We start from the raw sequence: 23,385 nt of genomic DNA, 5'->3' as shown, positions 1-23,385 counted from the left end.
CTAGCGACCGAAGATGTCGATCTGCTGGCCGTCCGCGACACTGACGATCGCGCGCTTGGTGTCCGGGCGCTTGCCGTACCCGAAGCGGGTCCGCTTGCGCTTGCCCTTGCGGTTGATCGTGTTCACCGCGGTGACCTCGACGTCGAAGATCTGCTTGATGGCGATCTTGATCTGGGTCTTGTTGGCGTCCGGGTGAACGATGAACGTGTACTTGTTCTCGTCCATGAGCCCGTAGCTCTTCTCCGAGATCACCGGCTCGATGATGATGTCCCGCGGGTCGGGGATCCTCACTGGTCGTCCTCCTCGGACTGAGCAGCGGCCTTGGCGGCGCCGGAGGCGTGAGCCAGGAACTCGGCGTAGCCCGCCTCGGTGAACACGATGTCGTCCGCGTAGAGGACGTCGTAGGTGTTCACCTGGTCGGCGTCGAGGATGTGCACCTCTTCGAGGTTGCGCAGAGCACGTCGGTTGTGCTCGTCCTCGCGGGCCAGGACGACCAGGACCTTGTCGGACTCGGTCACCTGGCGCAGCGCCTTGAGGGCGGTCTGCGTGAGCTTCGCGTCGGCGTCCTCGGCCACGAAGTGGCTGATGACGTGGATGCGGCCGTGGCGCGCCCGGTCGGAGAGGGCACCGCGCAGGGCGGCGGCCTTCATCTTCTTCGGGGTGCGCTGGCTGTAGTCGCGGGGCTGGGGCCCGTGGACCGTGCCACCGCCGGTGTACTGCGGAGCGCGGATGGAGCCCTGGCGGGCGCGACCCGTGCCCTTCTGGCGGTACGGCTTCTTACCACCGCCGCGGACGTCGCCGCGGGTCTTGGTCGCGTGGGTGCCCTGGCGGCCGGCGGCCAGCTGGGCGTTCACGACCTGGTGGATCAGCGGGATGCTGACCTGCTGGGCGAAGACGCTCTCCGGCAGCTCGACGCTGCCCTTGGCGCCGCCCTCGGGGTTCTTGACCTCGATCTGGGCCATGGCTTACTTGTCCCCCTTCACAGCGGTGCGGACGAGCACCAGACCGCCGTTGGGACCGGGAACAGCACCCTTGACCAGGATGAGGCCCTTCTCCGCGTCCACGGAGTGAACGGTCAGGTTCTGGACGGTCTTGCGCACGTTGCCCATGCGCCCGGCCATCCGCATGCCCTTGAAAACGCGGCCGGGCGTGGCGCAGCCGCCGATGGAACCGGGCGAGCGGTGCTTGCGCTGCGTGCCGTGCGAGGCGGAGAGACCACGGAAGCCGTGGCGCTTCATCACACCGGCGAAGCCCTTGCCCTTGCTCTTGCCCGAGACGTCGACCTTCTGGCCGCTCTCGAAGACGTCCGCGGTGACCTCCTGGCCGAGCGTGTACTCGGAGGCGTCGTCCGTGCGGACCTCGACGTAGTGGCGGCGCGGGGTCAGGTCGTTCTTGCGCAGGTAGTCGCCGAGCGGCTTGTTGACCTTGCGCGGGTTGATCTGCCCGAAACCGATCTGAATGGCGGAGTAGCCGTCGGTGTCCGGGGTCCGGATCCGGCTCACGACGCACGGACCGGCCTTCAGAACCGTCACGGGCACCATCTTGCCCGCGTCGTCGAAGACCTGGGTCATGCCGAGCTTTTCGCCCAGAACTCCCTTGATCTGCTTGGTGGCCATGTCTGTGCGTCCTTAAAGCTTGATCTCGATGTCAACGCCGGCCGGGAGGTCGAGACGCATGAGCGAGTCGACCGTCTTCGGCGTGGGGTCGATGATGTCGATCAGCCGCTTGTGGGTGCGCATCTCGAAGTGCTCGCGCGAGTCCTTGTACTTGTGCGGCGATCGGATGACGCAGTAAACGTTCTTCTCCGTCGGCAGCGGCACCGGGCCCGCGACCTGTGCGCCAGTTCGCGTCACAGTCTCGACGATCTTCTTCGCCGAGCTGTCGATGACCTCGTGGTCATAGGCCTTTAGCCGAATGCGGATCTTCTGTCCCGCCATGTGGCCTGTTCGTCCTTCGCTTCAGTGTCCGTAACGGTGTCCGGTCACAGACGCCCAGGCCAGGCGGAATCCGCCTACAGCCGTGAGCCCCTATTCCCTTGAGAAACCGCAACAGGGCTTGCCCCTGCGGTGCGTCACCGTCACAGAGCCCGATGACGTCTTTTCGTTGTGCCGGGCGGGCCGCCGTGAGGGCGGCCCGCCCGGCACGTCGGGGCGGCTCCGTGGGGAGCCACCCCGGCGTGTGCTACTTGATGATCTTCGTGACGCGACCGGCGCCCACGGTCCGGCCACCCTCGCGGATGGCGAACTTCAGGCCCTCTTCCATCGCGACCGGCTGGATCAGCTGGACGGTCATCTCGGTGTTGTCACCGGGCATGACCATCTCGGTGCCCTCCGGCAGCGTCACGACGCCGGTGACGTCGGTGGTGCGGAAGTAGAACTGCGGGCGGTAGTTGTTGAAGAACGGCGTGTGGCGGCCACCCTCGTCCTTGGACAGGATGACGACCTGGGCCTCGAACTCGGTGTGCGGGGTGGTCGTGCCCGGCTTGATGACGACCTGGCCGCGCTCGACGTCCTCGCGCTTGATGCCGCGCAGGAGCAGACCGACGTTGTCGCCGGCCTGGCCCTGGTCGAGCAGCTTGCGGAACATCTCGACACCGGTGACCGTGGTGGTCTGCTTCTCGTCCTTGATACCGACGATGTCGACGGTCTCGTTGACGTTCACGATGCCGCGCTCGATGCGGCCGGTGACGACGGTGCCGCGACCGGTGATCGAGAAGACGTCCTCGATCGGCATCAGGAACGGCTTGTCGGTGTCACGCTCGGGCTCGGGGATGTACTGGTCCACGGTGCCCATGAGCTCCAGGACGGACTTGCCCCACTCGGCGTCGCCCTCGAGGGCCTTCAGCGCGGAGACCTTGGTGACGGGGATGTCGTCGCCCGGGAACTCGTACTCGCTGAGCAGCTCGCGGACCTCGAGCTCGACGAGCTCGAAGATCTCCTCGTCGTCCACCATGTCGGCCTTGTTCAGGGCCACCACGATGTAGGGCACGCCGACCTGGCGGGCCAGGAGCACGTGCTCCTTGGTCTGCGGCATCGGGCCGTCGGTGGCGGCCACGACCAGGATCGCGCCGTCCATCTGGGCGGCACCGGTGATCATGTTCTTCACGTAGTCCGCGTGACCCGGGCAGTCGACGTGGGCGTAGTGACGCGCCTCGGTCTGGTACTCGACGTGGGCGACGGAGATGGTGATACCGCGCTCGCGCTCCTCGGGAGCGTTGTCGATGTCCTCGAACGGGGTGAAGGGGTTGATCTCCGGGTACGCGTCGTGCAGCACCTTGGTGATGGCCGCGGTCAGCGTGGTCTTGCCGTGGTCGATGTGACCGATGGTGCCGATGTTGACGTGCGGCTTAGTCCGCTCGAACTTTTCCTTCGCCACTGGATGTCTCCTAGACGTACAGAGCTATCTGGTATCCGGGCCCGCCCCGAGGGGCGGGACCGGATTGGTTACGTGTTCGCGACTACTCGCCGCGAACCTTCGCCACAATTTCTTGGGCGACAGCGGACGGAACCTCCGCGTAGGAGTCGAACACCATCGAGTAGTTGGCTCGACCCTGCGTACGGCTGCGCAGGTCACCCACGTAGCCGAACATCTCGGAAAGGGGCACGAGGGCCTTGACGAGACGGACGCCGGAACGCTCGTCCATGGACTGGATCTGTCCACGGCGGGAGTTCAGGTCGCCGATCACGTCACCCATGTACTCCTCAGGGGTGGTGACCTCGACCGCCATGACCGGCTCCAGGAGAGTCGGCTTGGCCAGCTTGACGGCCTCCTTGAAGGCCATCGAACCGGCGGTCTTGAAGGCCATCTCGGAGGAGTCGACCTCGTGGTACTGACCGTCGGTCAGCGTCACCTTCACGCCGACCAGCGGGTAGTGGGCGAGGACGCCCAGCTCCGCGGCCTCCTGGCAGCCGGCGTCGACCGACGGGATGTACTCGCGCGGGATGCGGCCACCCGTGACGGCGTTGACGAACTCGTAGCCGCTGGTGTCGCCGCTCTCCGACTCGAGGGGCTCGATGTCGATCTTGACCTTGGCGAACTGGCCCGAACCACCCGTCTGCTTCTTGTGGGTGTAGACGTGGCCTTCGACCTTCTTGCGAATGGTCTCGCGGTAGGCCACCTGGGGCTTACCGATGTTCGCCTCGACCTTGAACTCGTCGCGCATGCGGTTGACGAGGACCTCGAGGTGCAGCTCGCCCATACCGGAGATGACGGTCTGGCCGGTCTGGTCGTCGGTGGCGACCTGGAAGGAGGGGTCCTCCTCCGCGAGGCGCTGGATCGCGATGCCCAGCTTCTCCTGGTCGCTCTTCGTCTTCGGCTCGATGGCCACCTCAATGACCGGGGCCGGGAAGGTCATGGACTCCAGGACGATGGCGTTCTGCGGGTCGCAGAGCGTCTCACCCGTGGTGGTGTCCTTCAGACCCATGACGGCGACGATGTCGCCGGCGCCGACCTCGGAGATCTCCTCACGCTTGTTCGAGTGCATGCGGTAGATCTTGCCGATGCGCTCCTTGCGGCCCTTGACGCTGTTGAGCACCTGGGTACCGGTCTGGAGAACGCCCGAGTAGACGCGCAGGTAGGTCAGCTTGCCGAGGTGCGGGTCGCTCATGATCTTGAAGACCAGGGCGGCCAGCGGCTCGTCGTTGCTGGGCTTGCGCGAGAGCTTGGTCTCCTCGCTCTCGTCCTTGGGGTCGTGGCCCTCGATGGCCTCGATGTCCAGGGGCGAGGGAAGGTAGGCCACGACCGCGTCGAGCAGGGGCTGGACGCCCTTGTTCTTGAACGCGGTGCCGCAGACGACCGGGATCGCCGTGCCGGCGATGGTGGCGCGGCGGATCGCCGGGACCAGCTGCTCCAGGGTGGGCTCCTGCCCCTCCAGGTACAGCTCCATGATCTCGTCGTCGGCCTCGGCCAGCGTCTCGAGGAACTGGTCGCGAGCCTCACGCGCGGCGTCGGCGTGGGTGTCCGGGATCTCGATCGTGTCGTACATCTCGCCCAGGGCGGCCTCGTCGTTCCAGACGTAGGCCTTCATCTTCACGAGGTCGATGACACCCTTGAAGTCGCCCTCGGCGCCGATGGGCAGCTGGATCGGCATCGCGTTGGCGCCCAGGCGCTCGCGGAACATGTCCACGCAGCGCTGGAACTCCGCACCGATCTTGTCCATCTTGTTGACGAAACAGATACGCGGCACGCCGTAGCGGTCAGCCTGACGCCAGACCTGCTCCGACTGGGGCTCGACGCCTTCCTTGGCGTCGAAGACCGCGACAGCACCGTCGAGAACACGCAGCGAACGCTCGACCTCGACCGTGAAGTCGACGTGGCCGGGCGTGTCGATGATGTTGATGGTGTGGTCGTCCCAGTGGGTGGTGGTAGCAGCCGAGGTAATGGTGATACCCCGCTCCTGCTCCTCCTTCATCCAGTCCATGGTGGCGGCGCCGTCATGGACCTCACCCACCTTGTGGGTCACACCGGTGTAGTAGAGGATCCGCTCAGTGGTGGTGGTCTTGCCCGCGTCGATGTGGGCCATGATCCCGATGTTGCGGACCCTGCCCAGGTCAAGCGCAGTCTTAACAGCCATGAGGCTCGTCTTCCCTCGGTTTATTGCTGTACAACCGCGGGGTTACCAGCGGTAGTGGGCGAAGGCCTTGTTCGACTCGGCCATCTTGTGCGTGTCTTCACGCTTCTTGACGGCCGCGCCGAGACCGTTGCTGGCGTCGACCAGCTCGTTCATCAGACGCTCGGTCATGGTCTTCTCACGGCGCTGACGCGAGAAGGAGACCAGCCAGCGCAGGGCCAGCGTGGTGGACCGGGAGGCGCGGACCTCGACCGGCACCTGGTAGGTCGCGCCACCGACACGGCGGCTGCGGACCTCCAGCGCGGGCTTGACGTTGTCCAGCGCCCGCTTGAGGACGACCAGCGGGTCCTGGCCGGTCTTCTCGCGGGCACCCTCCAGGGCGTCGTAGACGACGCGCTGGGCGATGGAGCGCTTGCCGTCGAGCAGCACCTTGTTGATCAGTGCGGTGACGAGCGGCGAACCGTAGACCGGGTCGGTGATGAGCTGGCGCTTCGGCGCCGGGCCCTTGCGCGGCATTCTTACTTCTCCTTCTTGGCGCCGTAACGGCTACGCGCCTGCTTGCGGTTACGGACACCCTGGGTGTCGAGCGAACCGCGGACGATTCGGTAGCGGACACCCGGCAGGTCCTTCACACGACCACCGCGCACCAGCACGATGCTGTGCTCCTGGAGGTTGTGACCGATACCGGGGATGTAGGCCGTGACCTCGATCCCGCTGCTCAGCTTCACGCGAGCGACCTTGCGCAGGGCGGAGTTCGGCTTCTTCGGCGTGGTGGTGTAAACGCGCGTGCACACACCACGACGCTGCGGACTCCCCTTCAGCGCCGGGGTCTTGTTCTTTGCGACCTTGTCCTGTCGGCCCTTGCGGACCAGCTGCTGGATGGTGGGCACCGCGTCTCCGTCTTCCTCGTGACCTACGCCGGTTCTCGTAGCCGTATCGCTATTGACCTGCTGGATTTCCCGAACCTCCCCGACCCACGCTGTCGGGCGTGTCGCGCTCGTTCGGACGCACGACGCACACCCTGAAAAGGGGCCGATTTTCACGGGAGGGGGTTCACGTGCGCTGCGCGCCGCAGGCCCTCGAAGACCGGGGCGCCGCACACACACGTGTGACCCGTCGACTCACGGGCACAATCACACAGGCTACCGTCTACCCTCTAGGCGGTCAAAACGGTGTGCGACATGGCGAGGACAGCGGAACCGGTCCTCACGTAGCCGTGGGTCGCCACCAGTCTACGCCGTCCCGGCGTTGCTTCGCCCCGGTTTTCCACCGGAGCCGGGTATAGCACAGCGGCCGCTCCCCTCCGACCATTGTCACAGGGAGCGGCCGCCGTCTCTACAGGAGCAGCCAGACCGCGACGGAGATCACGGTGACCAGGATGCCGATCACCGCGAAAACGGTGCCGCCGGTGATGAGGCCGAGCCCGTCCAGCTGTCCGTTGGAGGCCCGGATCGCCCGCTTGGCCTTGGGTCCGGTGACCAGCAGGGCGAGCAGGGCGGTGACGAGGCCGACACCGGGGATCAGCGAGGCGACGCCCAGCCACATGGTGAGGACCGCCCCCCGCTCGGTGTCGGCGAGGAAGTCGACGCTGTCGTAGCCGGGGTAGGGGTCGCCGGCCTCGCCGCCGAGCGGACGGTCCTCGAAGCCGGGGAACTCCTCGGCGATGGGGTCCTTTTTCCGCTTCTTCGCCTTGGGCTTGACCGGCATGCCGTAGTCGGCGGGGGTGAAGCCGTCGTCGTACTCCGGATCCTCCTCCGGGGCGTCCGCCACCGGCGCGATCATCTGCGTGGCCTCGGGCTCCTCGGCCTGGGCGCGGGACTGCATGTCGGCAATCGCCGCCAGCGGGTCCTCCTCCGGCCCGGCCTCCTCGCGCCGCCGCCGCTCGGCCTCGCGCACCACGTCGGGCAGCCGCGGGTCGTCCCGGTCGAACGCCCAGGTGTTGCCGGAGGCGCCGGGCGCCTCGCCCTCCCAGGCGTCGGGCTCGGGCACGTCGGTCCAGGGCGCTGAGGTGCGCTCCTCCCGGGAGTCGGGCACCCGCACGGGGCCGGGGTCGCCGTCGGCGTTCCGGCTCCACCCCCAGGGGTCCTCCTCCCCGGGGGCCGCGTCCCCGTCGCGGAGCGGGTCGCCGCCCCAGCCGGTCCCGCGGTCGTCGCTCAGCGGATCGGCCTGCGGCCCCCAGGAGGAGCCGCGGTCGTCGGCACCGCGCGAGCCGTAGGAGTCGTCCGTCAGCGGGTCGATCCCGCCGCCCCGGGCCGACGCGCGCTCGCCCAGGGGGTCCGCGTCGGCGTCCCACGGCCCGCGCTCACCGAGCGGGTCCGCGCCGCCGTTGCGGCCGTCCGCGTCCCACGAGGTGTTCGGGTACCCCGTGGAGCCGCCGAGGCCGTCGTCCCCGTCGGGCTCCCAGGCCGGGGTGCGGCCGCCGTCCAGGTCGGGGTCCGCCTCCCAGGGGGCGTCCCCGCGCCCGATGGCGGGGCCGCGCAGGTCATCGTCCGCACCCGCGGAGTCGCCGTCCCAGGGAGCGCGCTCACCACGAAGGTCCGCGCCACCGCTGCGGCCGTCCGCATCCCAGGAAGTGTTCGGGTACCCGGCGGACTCACGGAGGTCGGTGTCCCAGGTGGAACCGTCCCCGGGCAGGCCGGCGCCGCCGCGGTCTCCGTCCAGGTCGGGGTCCGCCTCCCAGGGGGCGTCCCCGCGCCCGGCGGCGGGACCGCGCAGGTCATCGTCCACACCCGCGGAGTCGCCGTCCCAGGGAGCGCGCTCACCACGAAGGTCCGTGTCACCGCTACGGCCGTCCGCATCCCAAGCAGCGGTGCGGCCGCCGTCCAGAGCGGGATCCGCCTCCCAGGAGGCGTCCTCACGCCCGGCGGCGGGACCGCGCAGGTCGTCCACAGGAGCGTCGGCGCCCCAGGGAGCGCGCTCACCGCGAAGGTCCGCGCCGCCGTTGCGGCCGTCCGCGTCCCAAGAAGTGTTCGGGTACCCGGCGGAGCCGCCGAGGCCGTCGTCCCCGTCGGCGTCCCAGGAGGCGCGCTCACCACGAAGGTCCGCGCCACCGCTACGGCCGTCCGCATCCCAAGCAGCGGTGCGGCCGCCGTCCAGGGCGGGATCCGCCTCCCAGGAGGCGTCCTCACGCCCGGCGGCGGGACCGCGCAGGTCATCGTCCACACCCGCGGAGTCGGCATCCCAGGGAGCGCGCTCACCACGCAGGTCCGCGCCACCGCTACGGCCGTCCGCGTCCCAGGAGGTGTTCGGGTATGCGGCGGGCTCACGGGGATCGGTGTCCCCGGCGGGCTCCCAGGCCGGGGTGCGGCCGCCGTCCAGGTCGGGATCCGCCTCCCAGGGGGCGCTCCCGCGCCCGGGGGCGACGGGGTCGCGCAGATCGTCGGCCGGAGCGTCGGCACCCCACGGCGCACGCTCACCGCCGAGGTCCGTACCGCCGCGGCCGTCCGAGTCCCACGCGGTGTTCGGGTACCCGGCGGACTCACGGAGGCCGTCGACCTCCTCGGCGCCCCGAGGGGCGCGGTCATCGGCGTCCCAGGCCGGGGTGCGGCCGCCGTCCAGGTCGGGGTCCGCCTCCCAGGGGGCGCTCCCGCGCCCGAGGGTGACGGGGTCGCCCAGCCCGCCGCCGGACGCACCGGCGGCGTCCCAGGGGGCGCGCGTGTCGAGCGGGTCGGCGGTCCCGTCGCGGCCGTCTGCGCCCCAGGAGGCGTCCACGGCGGCGGGGCCGCGGAGATCGGCGTCCCCGGCCGTCGCGGCGCCGTCCGCGTCCCAGGGGGCGCGCTCGCCGCCCCGGTCCCCGGTCCCGGGGGCCGAGGGGGCGCCACCGGAGTCGGGGGTGTCGGTCCACACGGGACCGGAGTCCGGGCGCAGGACCGGGATCTCCTGGGTCTTCGGTTCGGTGTCCTCCCCCGGGATACGGGTGAGCGGCCGGTAGGCCGCGTCCCCCGCGCCCGGGTAGGACAGGGGGTTGGGCGGTTCCGCGGGAGGCCCGCCCAGTGCCTCCGGGTACGGGTCCGCCAGGGCGGGGCGCGACGAGCTCAGGCCCGCGTACCCCCCGCTGTCCGGGAAGACCGTGTCCCCCTGCTGCTGTTCCTGTCCCTCGAGCGGGTCCTGGTAGTCCGACTGCTTGAGGTGGCGGTCCTCACTCGGCTTGAACCACGAAGCGCCACCGCCGGAATCCCGTCCGCCCCCGTTATCAGTCATGCCTCTCCCGCCGGCGCCGTGGCGCCCTCTCCCCGGCCCGTGTCACGGACCCCTCGTTACAACCGAACGGCGGCGGTACCGCCCCCCGGAAGGGGCGGCACGCCGCCGCCGTCAGTTCACTTCGCTACCGGTTGTACGGCCCGAAGTCGTACTCCTCCAGCGGCACGGCCTCGCCGGAGCCCTGCCCGAAGGTGTACTCGCTCGGCTCCTCGTAACCGGAGACCGAGTACATCGAGGCCTTGGCCTCCTCGGTGGGCTCCACCCGGATGTTGCGGTACTGGGGGATGCCCGTACCGGCCGGGATGAGCTTACCGATGATGACGTTCTCCTTGAGGCCGAGCAGCGGGTCGCTCTTGCCGTGGATCGCGTTCTCGGTGAGCACGCGGGTGGTCTCCTGGAAGGAGGCCGCCGACAGCCACGACTCGGTGGCCAGCGACGCCTTGGTGATGCCGAGCAGCACCGGGCGGCCGGCCGCGGGCTGTCCGCCCTCGGCGACGACACGGCGGTTGATCTGCTCGAACTTGGGCCGCTCGACCATCTCACCGGGCAGCAGCTCGGTGTCGCCCGACTCCAGGATGTTCACGCGCTTGAGCATCTGGCGCACGATGATCTCGATGTGCTTGTCGTGGATGGACACACCCTGCGACTTGTACACCTCCTGGACCTCGGACACCAGGTGCTGCTGCACCGCGCGCGGACCCTGGATGCGCAGGACCTCGTGCGGGTTGATCGCACCCTGGATGAGCTGCTGGCCCACCTTGACGTGGTCGCCCTCGTCCACCAGGCGCTGGGCGCGCATGGGGACCGGGTAGGCGATCTCGTCGGTGCCGTCGTCGGGGATGACGACGATCTTGCGGCTCTTCTCGGTGTCGTCGATCCGGATCCGACCCTCGACCTCGGAGATCGGGGCCACACCCTTGGGGATGCGGGCCTCGAAGAGCTCCTGGACACGGGGCAGACCGTGGGTGATGTCCTGACCGGCCGAACCGCCCATGTGGAAGGTCCGCATGGTCAGCTGGGTGCCGGGCTCACCGATGGACTGGGCCGCGATGATGCCGATCGCCTCGCCGACGTCCACCGGCTTGCCGGTCGCCATGGAGCGGCCGTAGCAGGTGGTGCAGACGCCGATCTTCGCCTCGCAGGTCAGCGACGAGCGGATGCGCACCCGGGTGATCCCGGCGGCGATCAGCTTGTCGATGTTCTGCTCGGAGGTGTCTGCCAGCGCCGGCAGCACCAGGTCGCCGTTGGCGTCGAGGACGTCCTCGGCCAGGGTGCGGCCGAAGCCGGTGTTCTCGACGTTGTGCTTGCGCACGACGACGCCGGCGGCGTTCTTCTCGCCGATCTCGTGCCACAGCGACCGGTCGGTGCCGCAGTCGATCTCCCGGACGATGACGTCCTGGGCGACGTCCACCAGACGACGGGTCAGGTAACCCGAGTCGGCGGTCCGCAGCGCGGTGTCGGCCAGGCCCTTGCGCTGGCCGTGCGTGGAGATGAAGTACTCCAGCACGGACAGGCCCTCGCGGTAGGAGGACTTGATCGGGCGCGGGATCGTCTCACCCTTGGTGTTGGAGACCAGACCGCGGATACCGGCGATCTGGCGCACCTGCATCGGGTTGCCTCGGGCGCCGGACTGGACCATCATCCACACCGGGTTGTCGGCGGGGAAGTTGTCCTCCATGTTCTTGGCGACCTCGGCGGTGGCCTGGGTCCACACCTCGGTGAGCTCGTTGCGGCGCTCGTCGTCGGTGATGAGGCCGCGGTCGTACTCCCGCTGGATCTTGTCGGCCTTGCGGTCGTAGCCCGCGAGGATCTCCGCCTTCTGCGGCGGCGCGACGACGTCCTCGATGCCGATGGTCAGGCCGGACCGGGTGGCCCAGCGGTAACCGGCGTCCTTGAGGGCGTCCAGGGTCGTGGCGACCTGCACCTTGGGGTAGTTCTCGGCGAGGTCGTTGACCAGCACCGAGATCTGCTTCTTGCCGACCTGGTAGTTGATGTACGGGTAGTCCACCGGGGTGGTCTCGTTGAAGAGGTACCGGCCCAGGGTGGTCTCGAGGGTGTACGCCTCGCCCGGCTGCCAGCCCTCCGGCGGCGTCCAGTCCTTGGGAGCCGGGGCACCGTCCTCGATGCGCAGGCGGATCTTCGCCTGCAGGTCGAGGTCGCCCAGGTCGTAGGCCATGATCGCCTCGGCGGGGCCGCGGAACGCACGGCCCTCGCCGGTAGCCCCCGCCCGCTCCGTCGTCAGGTAGTACAGGCCGATGATCATGTCCTGGGTGGGCATGGTCACGGGCTTGCCGTCGGACGGCTTGAGGATGTTGTTGGTGGCGAGCATCAGCAGCCGCGCCTCGGCCTGGGCCTCGGCGGACAGCGGCAGGTGCACGGCCATCTGGTCGCCGTCGAAGTCCGCGTTGAACGCGGTGCACACGAGCGGGTGGATCTGGATGGCCTTGCCCTCGACCAGCTGCGGCTCGAACGCCTGGATGCCCAGGCGGTGCAGGGTCGGGGCGCGGTTGAGCAGAACCGGGTGCTCGGTGATGACCTCTTCGAGGACGTCCCACACGACGGGGCGGGACCGCTCCACCATGCGCTTGGCGCTCTTGATGTTCTGCGCGTGGTTCAGGTCGACCAGGCGCTTCATCACGAACGGCTTGAAGAGCTCCAGGGCCATCTGCTTGGGCAGACCGCACTGGTGCAGCTTCAGCTGCGGGCCGACGACGATGACCGAACGGCCGGAGTAGTCGACGCGCTTGCCCAGCAGGTTCTGGCGGAACCGGCCCTGCTTGCCCTTGAGCATGTCGGACAGCGACTTGAGCGGACGGTTGCCGGGCCCGGTGACGGGCCGGCCGCGGCGGCCGTTGTCGAACAGCGCGTCGACGGCCTCCTGGAGCATCCGCTTCTCGTTGTTGACGATGATCTCGGGCGCGCCGAGGTCCAGCAGCCGCTTGAGGCGGTTGTTGCGGTTGATGACGCGGCGGTACAGGTCGTTCAGGTCGGAGGTCGCGAAGCGGCCACCGTCCAGCTGCACCATCGGACGCAGGTCCGGCGGGATGACCGGGATGCAGTCCAGCACCATGCCCATGGGGCTGTTGCGGGTGTTGAGGAACGCCGAGACGACCTTGAGCCGCTTCAGGGCGCGGGCCTTCTTCTGGCCCTTGCCGGTGCGGATGGTCTCGCGGAGCTTCTCGGCCTCCTCCTCCAGCTCGAAGTTGGCGAGCCGGTCCTGGATGGCCTGGGCGCCCATGCCGCCGCGGAAGTACTTCCCGAAGCGGTCCCGCATCTCGCGGTAGAGCATCTCGTCGCCCTCGAGGTCCTGGACCTTGAGGTTCTTGAACCGGTTCCAGACCTCGTCGAGGCGGTCGATCTCGCGCTGGGCGCGGTCGCGCAGCTGGCGCATCTCGCGCTCGGCGCCCTCGCGCACCTTGCGGCGCGCGTCGCCCTTGGCACCCTGCTCCTCGAGCTCGGCCAGGTCGGCCTCGAGCTTGCGGTGCCGCTCCTCGATGGTGGAGTCGCGGCGCTGCTCCATGTGCTGCTTCTCGACCGCGATCCGCGCCTCCAGGGACTGGAGGTCGCGCTCACGGGCCTCGGTGTCCACCCACGTGACCATGTAGGCGGCGAAGTAGATGATCTTCTCGAGATCCTTCGGCGCCAGGTCCAGCAGGTAGCCCAGGCGGGAGGGCACGCCCTTGAAGTACCAGATGTGCGTCACGGGAGCGGCCAGCTCGATGTGGCCCATCCGCTCACGGCGCACCTTGGCGCGGGTCACCTCGACGCCGCAGCGCTCACAGATGATGCCCTTGAAGCGGACGCGCTTGTACTTGCCGCAGTAGCACTCCCAGTCCCGGGTCGGGCCGAAGATCTTCTCGCAGAAGAGGCCGTCCTTCTCGGGCTTGAGGGTCCGGTAGTTGATGGTTTCGGGCTTCTTGACCTCGCCGTGCGACCACTGGCGGATGTCGTCGGCCGTGGCCAGGCCGATGCGCAGCTCGTCGAAGAAGTTGACGTCGAGCACTTAATTCGTCCCCTGCTCTCGAAGAATGCGGAAGTTAGACCTCTTCGACACTGCTCGGCTCGCGCCGACCCAGGTCGATTCCCAGTTCTTCCGCCGCGCGGAAGACGTCCTCGTCGCTGTCCCGCATCTCGATGGACATACCGTCACTGGACAGCACCTCCACGTTCAGACAGAGCGACTGCATCTCCTTGATGAGCACCTTGAAGGACTCAGGGATGCCCGGCTCGGGGATGTTCTCGCCCTTGACGATGGCCTCGTAGACCTTGACCCGGCCCACCACGTCGTCGGACTTGATGGTGAGCAGCTCCTGGAGGGCGTAGGCGGCGCCGTAGGCCTCCAGCGCCCACACCTCCATCTCACCGAAGCGCTGGCCGCCGAACTGCGCCTTACCGCCCAGCGGCTGCTGGGTGATCATGGAGTAGGGGCCGGTGGAGCGCGCGTGGATCTTGTCGTCCACGAGGTGGTGGAGCTTCAGGATGTACTTGTAGCCGACGGAGATGGGCTCGGCGAAGGGCTCACCGGTGCGGCCGTCGAACAGGCGGGCCTTGCCGTCCTCGTTGATGAGGCGGTTGCCGTCCTTGTTCGGGCGGACCGAGCTGATGAGGCCGCTGAGCTCGTCGCCGTGCAGGCCATCGAAGACCGGCGTGGCGACCCGGGAGTCCGGCGGGACGTCGGTGGCGCCGATGGCGTCGAGCGCCTTCTGCCAGTCCTCCTCCAGCCCCTCGACCAGCCAGCCGTTCTTGGCCAGCCAGCCCAGGTGGACCTCCAGCACCTGGCCGACGTTCATCCGGCCGGGGACGCCCAGCGGGTTGAGGATGATGTCGACGGGGGTGCCGTCCTCCAGGAAGGGCATGTCCTCCTGCGGGAGGATCTTGGAGATGACGCCCTTGTTGCCGTGGCGGCCGGCGAGCTTGTCGCCGTCGGTGATCTTGCGCTTCTGGGCCACGTAGACGCGGACCATCTCGTTCACGCCGGGGGCGAGCTCGTCGCCCTCCTCGCGGCTGAACACCTTGACGCCGATGACCTTGCCGGACTCGCCGTGCGGCACCTTCAGGGAGGTGTCGCGGACCTCGCGGGCCTTCTCACCGAAGATGGCGCGCAGCAGGCGCTCCTCCGGGGTGAGCTCGGTCTCGCCCTTGGGCGTGACCTTGCCGACGAGGATGTCGCCGTCGACGACCTCGGCGCCGATGCGGATGATGCCCCGGTCGTCGAGGTCGGCGAGGACCTCCTCGCTGACGTTGGGGATCTCGCGGGTGATCTCCTCCGGGCCCAGCTTGGTGTCGCGGGCGTCGACCTCGTGCTCCTCGATGTGGATCGAGGAGAGGACGTCGTCCTGCACCAGGCGCTGGGAGAGGATGATCGCGTCCTCGTAGTTGTGGCCCTCCCACGACATGTACGCCACGAGGAGGTTCTTGCCCAGCGACATCTCACCCTGGTCGGTGGACGGGCCGTCGGCCAGGACCTGGCGCTCCTCGACCCGCTGCCCCTCGGTGACGATCGGGCGCTGGTTGAAGCAGGTGCCCTGGTTGGAGCGCTGGAACTTGTGCAGGCGGTACGTCTTGCGGGTGCCGTCGTCGGCCATGACGGTGACGTAGTCGGCGGTGACGTCCTCGACCACACCGGCCTTCTCGGCGAGCACGACGTCGCCGGCGTCGGTGGCGGCGCGGTACTCCATGCCGGTGCCGACGAACGGGGACTCGGCCCGCAGCAGGGGCACGGCCTGGCGCTGCATGTTGGAGCCCATGAGCGCGCGGTTGGCGTCGTCGTGCTCCAGGAACGGGATCATGGCGGTGGCGACCGACACCATCTGGCGCGGCGACACGTCCATGTAGTCGACCTCGTCGGTGCCGACCTGCTCGAACTCGCCGCCCTTACGGCGGACGAGCACGCGGTCCTCGGCGAAGGAGCCGTCGGCGTTCATCGGCGTGTTGGCCTGCGCGATGATGAACCGGTCCTCCTCGTCCGCGGTGAGGTAATCGACCTGGTCGGTGATACGGCCGTCGACGACCTTGCGGTACGGGGTCTCCACGAAGCCGAACGGGTTGACCCGCCCGTACGCGGCCAGCGAGCCGATGAGGCCGATGTTGGGACCCTCAGGGGTCTCGATCGGGCACATGCGGCCGTAGTGGGACGGGTGCACGTCGCGGACCTCGAAGCCCGCGCGCTCACGGGACAGACCGCCCGGGCCCAGCGCCGACAGGCGGCGCTTGTGGGTCAGACCCGCCAGCGGGTTGGTCTGGTCCATGAACTGCGACAGCTGCGAGGTGCCGAAGAACTCCTTGATGGAGGCCACGACGGGGCGGATGTTGATCAGGGTCTGCGGCGTGATCGCCTCGACGTCCTGGGTGGTCATCCGCTCGCGGACGACGCGCTCCATGCGGGCCAGGCCCAGGCGGACCTGGTTCTGGATGAGCTCGCCGACGGTGCGCAGGCGGCGGTTGCCGAAGTGGTCGATGTCGTCGACCTCGATCGGCAGGGTGCCGAGCGGGGTCTCGCGCTCCTTCTCGCCCGCGTGCAGGCGCACGAGGTACTCGATGGTGGCGACGATGTCCTCTTCGGTCAGCGTGCCCTGCGTGTAGTCGGTCTCCAGACCGAGCTTCTTGTTGATCTTGTAGCGGCCGACCTTGGCCAGGTCGTAGCGCTTGGGGTTGAAGTAGAGGTTCTCCAGCAGCGCCTGGGCCGACTCCTTCGTGGGCGGCTCTCCCGGGCGCAGCTTGCGGTAGATGTCCAGCAGCGCGTCGTCGGTGCCGGCGGTCGGGTCCTTCTCCAGCGTGTTGCGGATGGACTCGTACTGGCCGAAGCGCTCCAGGATCTGGTCGGTGGTCCAGCCCAGGGCCTTGAGCAGGACGGTGACGCCCTGCTTGCGCTTGCGGTCGATGCGGACGCCGACGAAGTCGCGCTTGTCGACCTCGAACTCCAGCCAGGCACCGCGGGACGGGATGACCTTGCAGCCGAAGAGGTCCTTGTCGGTGGTCTTGTCGACGGACCTGTCGAAGTAGACGCCCGGGGAGCGGACCAGCTGGGAGACCACGACACGCTCGGTGCCGTTGATGATGAAGGTGCCCTTGTCGGTCATGAGCGGGAAGTCGCCCATGAAGACCGTCTGGCTCTTGATCTCACCGGTGTCGTTGTTGATGAACTCCGCGGTGACGAACATCGGCGCGGAGTAGGTGGCGTCCCGTTCCTTGCACTCGTCGACCGTGTTCTTGGGCGGCTCGAACCGGTGGTCACGGAACGACAGGGACATCGTGCCCGAGAAGTCCTCGATCGGGCTGATCTCCTCGAAGATCTCTTCGAGACCGGACTGCTCCGTAACGTCCTTGCGGCCAGCGTTCCGGGCCGATTCGACCCGGGCCTTCCACTTGTCGTTGCCCAGCAGCCAGTCGAACGACTCGGTCTGCAGGGCAAGCAGGTTCGGAACCTCGAGGGGTTCCTGGATACGGGCGAAAGAAACGCGGTGCGGACCAAGGGCGTTAGCGGAGGCGTTGCGCGAGGCTGCCAACAGGGGTCCTTCCGAAGGCTTGTGGCGGTTGAAGCGCGCACGCCAGACGATCCGTCACGAGAAGGACCGCCGCAACGCGGTTGAGACGGTCACATCGAGCGGGAACGGGCACCGTGTCCAGACGAAACGGGCTGGTCGGCAGCCGGTCACCGGCACAGGGATCACCAAAGGGCAGCGCAAAAGAGCAGTGTAGCCGAACACTACACCGCTGTCCACTCATGGTCCACAGCGCAACTCACGACACCGGCAGGATCACCCGTGGAAGGCGATCCGTCAACCCCTGCGGGGGACCGATCCGTCCGGTGGACTGCGCGCTCGCCCTGGCCCTGGGGGGTCGTGTGAGCCATCGGACACCCGGAAGGGTTCCCCCGGGGCGGGCGGGTAAACACTCGCCCCCGGGCCCCTCAAGATTCCCGGCACCGGAGATTACCGTGTCCCGGGGACGATCCGCATCCGCGGGCGGTTCCACTCCCGGCCCGGGGCCGTCTCGGGCCCCTCCGGGTCCGAACCAGCTTCGCACACGCGCGCGAGATTCGCCGTCGCGGACTCACGTTCGGCGCGGCGGCGCCCCGGGGCCGCGCGGGGACCCCCGGACACACGAAGGCGGCCGCCCGCCCCCCGAAGGGGCGGACGGCCGCGCAGGCGCAGTCGACGGGCCGTGTGGGGCCCGTACGGGACTACTTGAGGGTGACGGTGGCGCCGGCGCCCTCGAGGGCGGCCTTGGCCTTCTCGGCCGTCTCCTTGTTGACGCCCTCGAGCAGCGGCTTCGGAGCGTTGTCGACCAGGTCCTTGGCCTCCTTGAGGCCCAGGCTCGTGAGGCCGCGGACCTCCTTGATGACCTGGATCTTCTTGTCGCCGGCGGACTCGAGGACGACGTCGAACTCGTCCTTCTCGTCCTCGACGGCGGCGGCGCCGCCACCGGCACCCGGGGCGGCGGCGACGACGGCGGCCGGAGCGGCGGCGGTGACGTCGAACTTGTCCTCGAAGAGCTTCACGAACTCGGACAGCTCGAGGAGGGTCATCTCCTCGAACGCGGCAAGCAGGTCCTCGTTGCTGAGCTTCGCCATGATGCGATCTCTCTTTCTTTACGAACACGCGCGCCGTGGGGCATCACGTGCGAGCCAGTGGCCGGGCGCGGTCGGCACCCGCCGTGGTCCATAGGGTTTAAGCGGCTTCCTCGGAACGCTTGTCCGCCAGAGCCTGTGCGAGACGCACGGTCTTGGACGGCAGCGCCTGGAAGACGGCGGCGGCCTGGCCCTGCTTGGCCTTGAGCGCGCCGGCAAGCTTCGAGAGGAGAACCTCTCGGGACTCCAGATCGGCCAGCTTGGTGACGTCCTCGGCGGTCATCGACTTGCCGTCGATGATGCCGCCCTTGATCACCAGCGGCGAGTTCGCCTTGGCGAAGTCGCGCAGACCCTTGGCGGCCTCGACCACGTCACCGTGGACGAAGGCGACGGCGGACGGGCCGACGAGCAGATCATCGATCTGGACGTCGACGCCGGCCTCCTTGAGCGCCAGCTTGGTCAGCGTGTTCTTCACGATGGAGAAACGCGCGTTCTGGCCGAGGCTACGGCGCAGCTCGGTGAGCTGAGCCACAGTGAGCCCCCGGTATTCGGTCAGCACGGCACCGCTGGACTCCCGGAACTCCTCCGAGAGCGCGGCGACCGCGGCTGCCTTGTCCGGCCTCGCCATGGGACTCCTTCCAACATTGAACGCCGGTGATTCCCAAGGACCCGCGACGACGGGCGTCAGCACGAGAAAAAGCCCCGAGCGCGAGGCGCACGGGGCACGTCCGCGTATCCGGTCCGATCGCGCGGAGCGCGTACGGGCGGTACGGGAAAGCTCTTGTGACACCTGCGCGGGCGCCCATCGCGGATGGGTCCTTAGGTCACCCGATCGGGTGACGACCAGCGGTCTTCGGCAAGAAACCATCGTACCCGATCCACAGGGCGCTCGAACCTCCGTTTTCGGGAGCCCTCGCCGTGACGGTGCTCACCGGGGGATCCGGGAGGGATCCGGGGCCGTGCGGGCCCGGATCCCTCCGAGTGAAGCAAGAGGAGAATGCCCGGAATGTCCACTGCGCGTGGGAGCATCGACGGCACCGAGCACACCCCGCTCTCTGGTGCTCATCCCCCTTGAGAGAAAGCGACACAAGCACCGTGAAGACCCGAGTCCCGGCCCTGTTCACCGCCGGGATCCTGGCCCTGTCCCTCGCCGCCTGCGGCGCCGAGGAGGCCCCCGAGCCGACCGAGGAGGCCACCGAGGCCGCCGCGGAGGAGAACGGCGGCGGGGGCGGCCTCATCGACCTGCTGAGCGGCCTGGACGACAGCACCCGCGAGCTCACCAACTACACCCTCGCCCTCTCGATGACGATGCCCGACCCCGACCTGGGCGAGGTCGACGTCGACCTGACCTACGAGGTCATGGACGACCCGCAGGCGATGCAGATCACCATGGTGATGCCCGAGTTCGGGGAGGCGCTGGCAGAGCTGCTCGCCATGGGCGGTGAGGACCCGGGGCTCACCGCGGAGGAGCTGGGCACCCAGATCATGATCCAGCCCGCGGACGGGGAGACGCTCATCTCCGACCACAACGGCATCTACGAAGCGGAAACCCCCTGGGTCCGCGGCGGCGAGGACATGACGGACATGAACCCGGAGGAGCTGTTCGACCTCCAGGGGCTCCCCGACCTGGTCAGCGCCTTCGCGGGGATCGAGCAGGCCGAGGAGACCGGGGCCGAGGACGTCAACGGCGTCCCGACGACCGTGGTCGAGCTCGCCCTCACCGAGGAGGAGGCCGCCGCCCTGGACCCCGAGTCCGCGGCCGCCATCCAGGAGTTCCTCGGCGGCGATGTCCAGGAGACCCTGGAGGTCTCCATCTGGGTCTCCGAGGACGGCTTCCCCATGCGTATGAGCGTCACCGACAACGGGGAGACCATGCAGATCGAGTTCTCCGAGATCGGCACCACCTCGTTCGAGATCCCGTCCGAGGACCAGATCAGCGACATGTAGCCGCCCGCGGCGCCCCTCCCCCGGGCGCCCGCCGGGACCACCGGCCCCGGGAACGGCGACGGCCCCCGGCTCCGAGAGGAGCCGGGGGCCGTCCGTGTCAGGAGGACCGTCAGACCTCGAGCGGGATGCTCGGGCCCATGGTCGTGGAGACCACGGCCTTCTTGATGTAGCGCCCCTTGGCGGCGGACGGCTTGAGACGGGTCACCTCGTCGATGGCGGCCTGGTAGTTCTCCAGCAGCTGCTGCTCGCCGAAGGAGGCCTTGCCGATGATGAAGTGCAGGTTCCCGTGGCGGTCCACGCGGAACTCGATCTTGCCGCCCTTGATGTCGGTGACGGCCTTGGCCACGTCGGGGGTGACCGTGCCCGTCTTGGGGTTCGGCATCAGGCCGCGCGGACCCAGGACGCGGCCGAGGCGACCGACCTTGCCCATGAGGTCCGGGGTGGCGACGACGGCGTCGAAGTCGGTGAAGCCCTTGGCCACCTTCTCGATCATCTCGTCGTCGCCGATGATGTCGGCGCCCGCGGCCAGAGCCTGCTCGGCACGCTCACCGGTCGCGAAGACCAGGACCCGTGCGGTCTTGCCGGTGCCGTGCGGCAGGTTGACGGTGCCGCGGACCATCTGGTCGGCCTTGCGCGGGTCGACGCCCAGGCGCAGGGCCACCTCGACGGTCGCGTCGAACTTGGTGGTGGAGGTCTCCTTGGCCAGCTTCACGGCCTCGGAGGGGGCGTACTGCTTCTCGCGGTCCACCAGCTCGCTGGCTTTGCGGTGGTTCTTGCTGCGCTTCACGCTGTTCTCCTTATGGGGAACGTGTGGTCTGTGGGCCAGCGCGAGGCCCTGCCACGATTCGGTTCTGGAACTGTCGAGCATCCCTCGCCCGGCCTGTGTACGCGGCCGGGTGACGGGGCTACTTGACCTCGATGCCCATCGAGCGGGCGGTGCCGGCGACGATCTTGGCGGCGGCCTCGATGTCGTCGGTGTTGAGGTCGGGCAGCTTGGTCTGCGCGATCTCGCGGACCTGCTCGGCGGTGATGGAACCGGCCGTGCTGCGACCCGGGTCGGTGGCGGCCTTGTCCAGGCCCGCGGCCTTCAGGATCAGCTTCGGCGCCGGCGGCGTCTTCGTGACGAAGGTGAAGGACCGGTCCTCGTAGATCGAGATCTCGACCGGGATCACGTTGCCGCGCTGGGACTCCGTGGCAGCGTTGTACTGCTTGCAGAAGTCCATGATGTTGACGCCGTGCGGACCGAGAGCGGTACCGACGGGCGGAGCCGGGGTCGCCTGACCGGCGGGCAGCTGCACCTTGACGAGTGCGGCCAGTTTCTTCTTCGGAGGCATATCGGGTCCTTTGCCTGATCTGCGTTGTGTGCCGGTCCCTGTCCTCCCAGGGGTGCCGCGCGGCCGGGGACGGCCGGGGAACCACCGCTGCGGGAGGAACTGCGCCCGGCGGTGAAGGCGCCGGGCCGCGGCCCGCCGGGACCGGGCGGGCCGTGCGCGCCCGACCGGGGGCCGGACACGCGAGTGGGTCCGCACGAGGCGGACCCACCAAGTCTACGCCGCCCGGGCGAGTACCCGGGCGCGGTCGCCGGATCAGATCTTGGCGACCTGGTTGAACGACAGCTCGACCGGGGTCTCGCGGCCGAAGATCGACACCAGCACCTTGAGCTTCTGGGTGTCGGGGTTGATCTCGCTCACGGTGGCGGGCAGGGTCGCGAACGGGCCCTCCATGACCGTGACGGACTCGCCGATCTCGTAGGCCACGTCGGAGCGGACCTCCACGCCGCCGGTCCTGGCCTTCTGGACCTGCTCCGGCTCCTCCTCCGGCTCGGGCGCCAGCAGCTTGGCGACCTCGGTGAGGCTGAGCGGGGCGGGCTTGTTGGACAGGCCCACGAAGCCGGTCACGCCGGGGGTGTTGCGGATGGCCGACCAGGACTCGTCGGTGAGGTCCATGCGGACGAGCACGTAGCCGGGCAGGACCTTCTCGGTGACCTGCTGGCGCTTGCCGCTCTTGACCTCGGTGACCTGGTGCTCGGGGACCTCGACCTGGAAGATGTACTCCTCCATGTTGAGGGACTGGGTGCGGCTCTCGACGTTGGCCTTGACCCGCTTCTCGTACCCCGCGTAGGTGTGCACGACGTACCAGTCGCCGGGGAGCAGGAAGAGCTCGTTCTTGAACTCCTCGACGGGGTCGGGGCGCGGAGCCTCCTCGGCCTCCTCCGCGTCCTCGTCGTCCGCCGGCTCGACGTCGGTCGGTTCGGCGTCGGTCAGCTCGGCGCCGTCGGAGTCGGCCTGCGCGGCCTCCTCGGACGGCTCGCCCGCCAGGCCGGTCGCTTCCGCCGACGACTGACCCGGCTCCTCTTCGGGGAAGTCGTCATTGGTCAGTGGGGACTCGGACACGGCTGCTGCTCTTTCTCTCGTCGGGTGCGCTGCGCGGCCCCTCCTCGGTTCCGCCCAGCGCTTCTCGATGCCCAGCGGTTCTGCGCTGCGCCGGGGCCGGAACGCCGCGCGGGGCGCCCGGTTCGGGACTCGGTCCTGTCAGCTTAAGCTCTCCCGGCGCGACCCGGGGCCAACCCGCGCACGGGCGAGGCCGCGTCCCGCACGGGGCGGAACGCGGCCTGTGAGATCGGTGACCCCCCTCGGGGGGACGGGCCGACCGGATGGCCGGCCGGGTGGCGCTAGAGGCCCTCGGGGGTGCCGAAGGTGCCGTAGAGCCAGGTGACGGCCTCGCCGAAGCCCCAGTCGAGGAGCGAGACGTAACCCAGGATCATGACCACGAAGACCAGGACCACGATGGTGTAGGTGACCAGCTCGCGGCGCGTGGGCCAGCGCACCTTGCGCAGCTCGCCGACGACCTGCTTGGTGAACGTCACCGGACCGGTGCGGCGCGTGGGCTCCTTGCCGGGCTTGGCGTCGGCGTCAGTCTGAGTCACCTGGGGTCCTTAGGGTCGCGGGTCATCCCCGAGATAGCAGGAAAGCCCGTTCGCGCGACGAAGCGGCCGGTCAGGCCGCCACGCCGCGCGAACGGTCGTGCAGGGCAGGAGGGACTCGAACCCCCAACCGCCGGTTTTGGAGACCGGTGCTCTGCCAATTGAGCCACTGCCCTA

Annotated in this window: 18 protein-coding genes and 1 tRNA gene; 1 reads left to right on the top strand and 18 read right to left on the bottom strand. The window is 68.8% G+C overall.

Annotated elements, in window-relative coordinates:
* The 13 genes from rplW to rplJ form a co-directional block, all read right to left on the bottom strand.
* Complete coding sequence (gene rplW / locus ACFVNO_RS13205; protein WP_355262727.1) at positions 1-291, bottom strand: 50S ribosomal protein L23; 291 nt, start codon at positions 289-291, stop codon at positions 1-3.
* A complete protein-coding gene (gene rplD, locus ACFVNO_RS13200; RefSeq protein ID WP_355262730.1) occupies positions 288-962 on the bottom strand; it encodes a 50S ribosomal protein L4 in 675 nt (224 codons plus the stop codon). Before rplD ends, rplW begins: the two co-directional genes overlap by 4 nt.
* Positions 963-965: 3 nt before the next feature.
* Positions 966-1,616: a 50S ribosomal protein L3 gene (gene rplC / locus ACFVNO_RS13195; protein ID WP_220563400.1), complete on the bottom strand. Its 651-nt coding sequence runs from the start codon at positions 1,614-1,616 to the stop codon at positions 966-968.
* Between the two features lie 12 nt (positions 1,617-1,628).
* Positions 1,629-1,937, bottom strand: coding sequence for a 30S ribosomal protein S10 (rpsJ, locus tag ACFVNO_RS13190; RefSeq protein WP_014908366.1), 309 nt, complete (start codon positions 1,935-1,937; stop codon positions 1,629-1,631).
* 244 nt (positions 1,938-2,181) lie between these two features.
* The gene (gene tuf / locus ACFVNO_RS13185) at positions 2,182-3,375 is read right to left on the bottom strand and encodes an elongation factor Tu (protein ID WP_355262733.1); all 1,194 of its coding nucleotides are present in this window, start codon (positions 3,373-3,375) and stop codon (positions 2,182-2,184) included.
* Between the two features lie 82 nt (positions 3,376-3,457).
* Positions 3,458-5,572: an elongation factor G gene (gene fusA / locus ACFVNO_RS13180; protein WP_220563402.1), complete on the bottom strand. Its 2,115-nt coding sequence runs from the start codon at positions 5,570-5,572 to the stop codon at positions 3,458-3,460.
* 42 nt (positions 5,573-5,614) lie between these two features.
* Positions 5,615-6,085 carry a 30S ribosomal protein S7 gene (gene rpsG, locus ACFVNO_RS13175; protein ID WP_220563403.1) on the bottom strand — a complete coding sequence of 157 codons (471 nt, stop codon included), beginning with the start codon at positions 6,083-6,085 and terminating at the stop codon, positions 5,615-5,617.
* Between the two features lie 2 nt (positions 6,086-6,087).
* Positions 6,088-6,459, bottom strand: coding sequence for a 30S ribosomal protein S12 (rpsL, locus tag ACFVNO_RS13170; protein WP_017538026.1), 372 nt, complete (start codon positions 6,457-6,459; stop codon positions 6,088-6,090).
* Between the two features lie 445 nt (positions 6,460-6,904).
* Complete coding sequence (locus ACFVNO_RS13165; RefSeq protein ID WP_378892213.1) at positions 6,905-9,769, bottom strand: hypothetical protein; 2,865 nt, start codon at positions 9,767-9,769, stop codon at positions 6,905-6,907.
* 124 nt (positions 9,770-9,893) lie between these two features.
* Positions 9,894-13,772: a DNA-directed RNA polymerase subunit beta' gene (locus ACFVNO_RS13160; RefSeq protein WP_355262741.1), complete on the bottom strand. Its 3,879-nt coding sequence runs from the start codon at positions 13,770-13,772 to the stop codon at positions 9,894-9,896.
* Between the two features lie 34 nt (positions 13,773-13,806).
* A complete protein-coding gene (gene rpoB, locus ACFVNO_RS13155; protein WP_220563406.1) occupies positions 13,807-17,274 on the bottom strand; it encodes a DNA-directed RNA polymerase subunit beta in 3,468 nt (1,155 codons plus the stop codon).
* 677 nt (positions 17,275-17,951) lie between these two features.
* A complete protein-coding gene (rplL, locus tag ACFVNO_RS13150; protein WP_220563407.1) occupies positions 17,952-18,341 on the bottom strand; it encodes a 50S ribosomal protein L7/L12 in 390 nt (129 codons plus the stop codon).
* A 97-nt stretch (positions 18,342-18,438) separates the two neighbouring features.
* Positions 18,439-18,966: a 50S ribosomal protein L10 gene (gene rplJ / locus ACFVNO_RS13145; RefSeq protein WP_220563408.1), complete on the bottom strand. Its 528-nt coding sequence runs from the start codon at positions 18,964-18,966 to the stop codon at positions 18,439-18,441.
* Between the two features lie 467 nt (positions 18,967-19,433).
* Here rplJ and ACFVNO_RS13140 point away from each other — a divergent pair, with 467 nt between their 5' ends.
* Entirely contained in the window at positions 19,434-20,285 is an 852-nt protein-coding gene (locus tag ACFVNO_RS13140; protein ID WP_378892207.1) for a hypothetical protein, read from the top strand.
* Positions 20,286-20,394: 109 nt separating this feature from the next.
* Here ACFVNO_RS13140 and rplA read toward each other — a convergent pair whose 3' ends face one another.
* The 5 genes from rplA to ACFVNO_RS13115 all read right to left on the bottom strand — a co-directional run bounded on the left by rplA (position 20,395) and on the right by ACFVNO_RS13115 (position 23,384).
* A complete protein-coding gene (gene rplA, locus ACFVNO_RS13135) occupies positions 20,395-21,072 on the bottom strand; it encodes a 50S ribosomal protein L1 (protein WP_355262749.1) in 678 nt (225 codons plus the stop codon).
* Positions 21,073-21,190: 118 nt separating this feature from the next.
* Positions 21,191-21,619, bottom strand: coding sequence for a 50S ribosomal protein L11 (gene rplK, locus ACFVNO_RS13130; RefSeq protein WP_220563411.1), 429 nt, complete (start codon positions 21,617-21,619; stop codon positions 21,191-21,193).
* A gap of 252 nt (positions 21,620-21,871) precedes the next feature.
* Positions 21,872-22,678 carry a transcription termination/antitermination protein NusG gene (nusG, locus tag ACFVNO_RS13125; RefSeq protein ID WP_220563412.1) on the bottom strand — a complete coding sequence of 269 codons (807 nt, stop codon included), beginning with the start codon at positions 22,676-22,678 and terminating at the stop codon, positions 21,872-21,874.
* A gap of 278 nt (positions 22,679-22,956) precedes the next feature.
* Positions 22,957-23,211 carry a preprotein translocase subunit SecE gene (gene secE / locus ACFVNO_RS13120; RefSeq protein ID WP_220563413.1) on the bottom strand — a complete coding sequence of 85 codons (255 nt, stop codon included), beginning with the start codon at positions 23,209-23,211 and terminating at the stop codon, positions 22,957-22,959.
* Positions 23,212-23,311: 100 nt separating this feature from the next.
* A tRNA-Trp gene (locus tag ACFVNO_RS13115) sits at positions 23,312-23,384 on the bottom strand.
* Position 23,385: the final 1 nt, after the last annotated feature.

Source organism: Nocardiopsis sp. NPDC057823, assembly GCF_042797335.1.
GTDB lineage: Bacteria > Actinomycetota > Actinomycetes > Streptosporangiales > Streptosporangiaceae > Nocardiopsis > Nocardiopsis changdeensis.
Note: the sequence above shows the minus strand (reverse complement) of the source record. Positions and strands in the feature narration are given on the sequence as shown.

Coding starts and splice junctions, on each gene's coding strand:
- rplC (WP_220563400.1), bottom strand. CDS start 1,616: ATGGCCACCAAGCAGATCAAGGGAGTTCTGGGCGAAAAGCTCGGCATG.
- rpsJ (WP_014908366.1), bottom strand. CDS start 1,937: ATGGCGGGACAGAAGATCCGCATTCGGCTAAAGGCCTATGACCACGAG.
- rpsG (WP_220563403.1), bottom strand. CDS start 6,085: ATGCCGCGCAAGGGCCCGGCGCCGAAGCGCCAGCTCATCACCGACCCG.
- ACFVNO_RS13165 (WP_378892213.1), bottom strand. CDS start 9,769: ATGACTGATAACGGGGGCGGACGGGATTCCGGCGGTGGCGCTTCGTGG.
- rplL (WP_220563407.1), bottom strand. CDS start 18,341: ATGGCGAAGCTCAGCAACGAGGACCTGCTTGCCGCGTTCGAGGAGATG.
- rplK (WP_220563411.1), bottom strand. CDS start 21,619: ATGCCTCCGAAGAAGAAACTGGCCGCACTCGTCAAGGTGCAGCTGCCC.
- rplJ (WP_220563408.1), bottom strand. CDS start 18,966: ATGGCGAGGCCGGACAAGGCAGCCGCGGTCGCCGCGCTCTCGGAGGAG.
- fusA (WP_220563402.1), bottom strand. CDS start 5,572: ATGGCTGTTAAGACTGCGCTTGACCTGGGCAGGGTCCGCAACATCGGG.
- rplD (WP_355262730.1), bottom strand. CDS start 962: ATGGCCCAGATCGAGGTCAAGAACCCCGAGGGCGGCGCCAAGGGCAGC.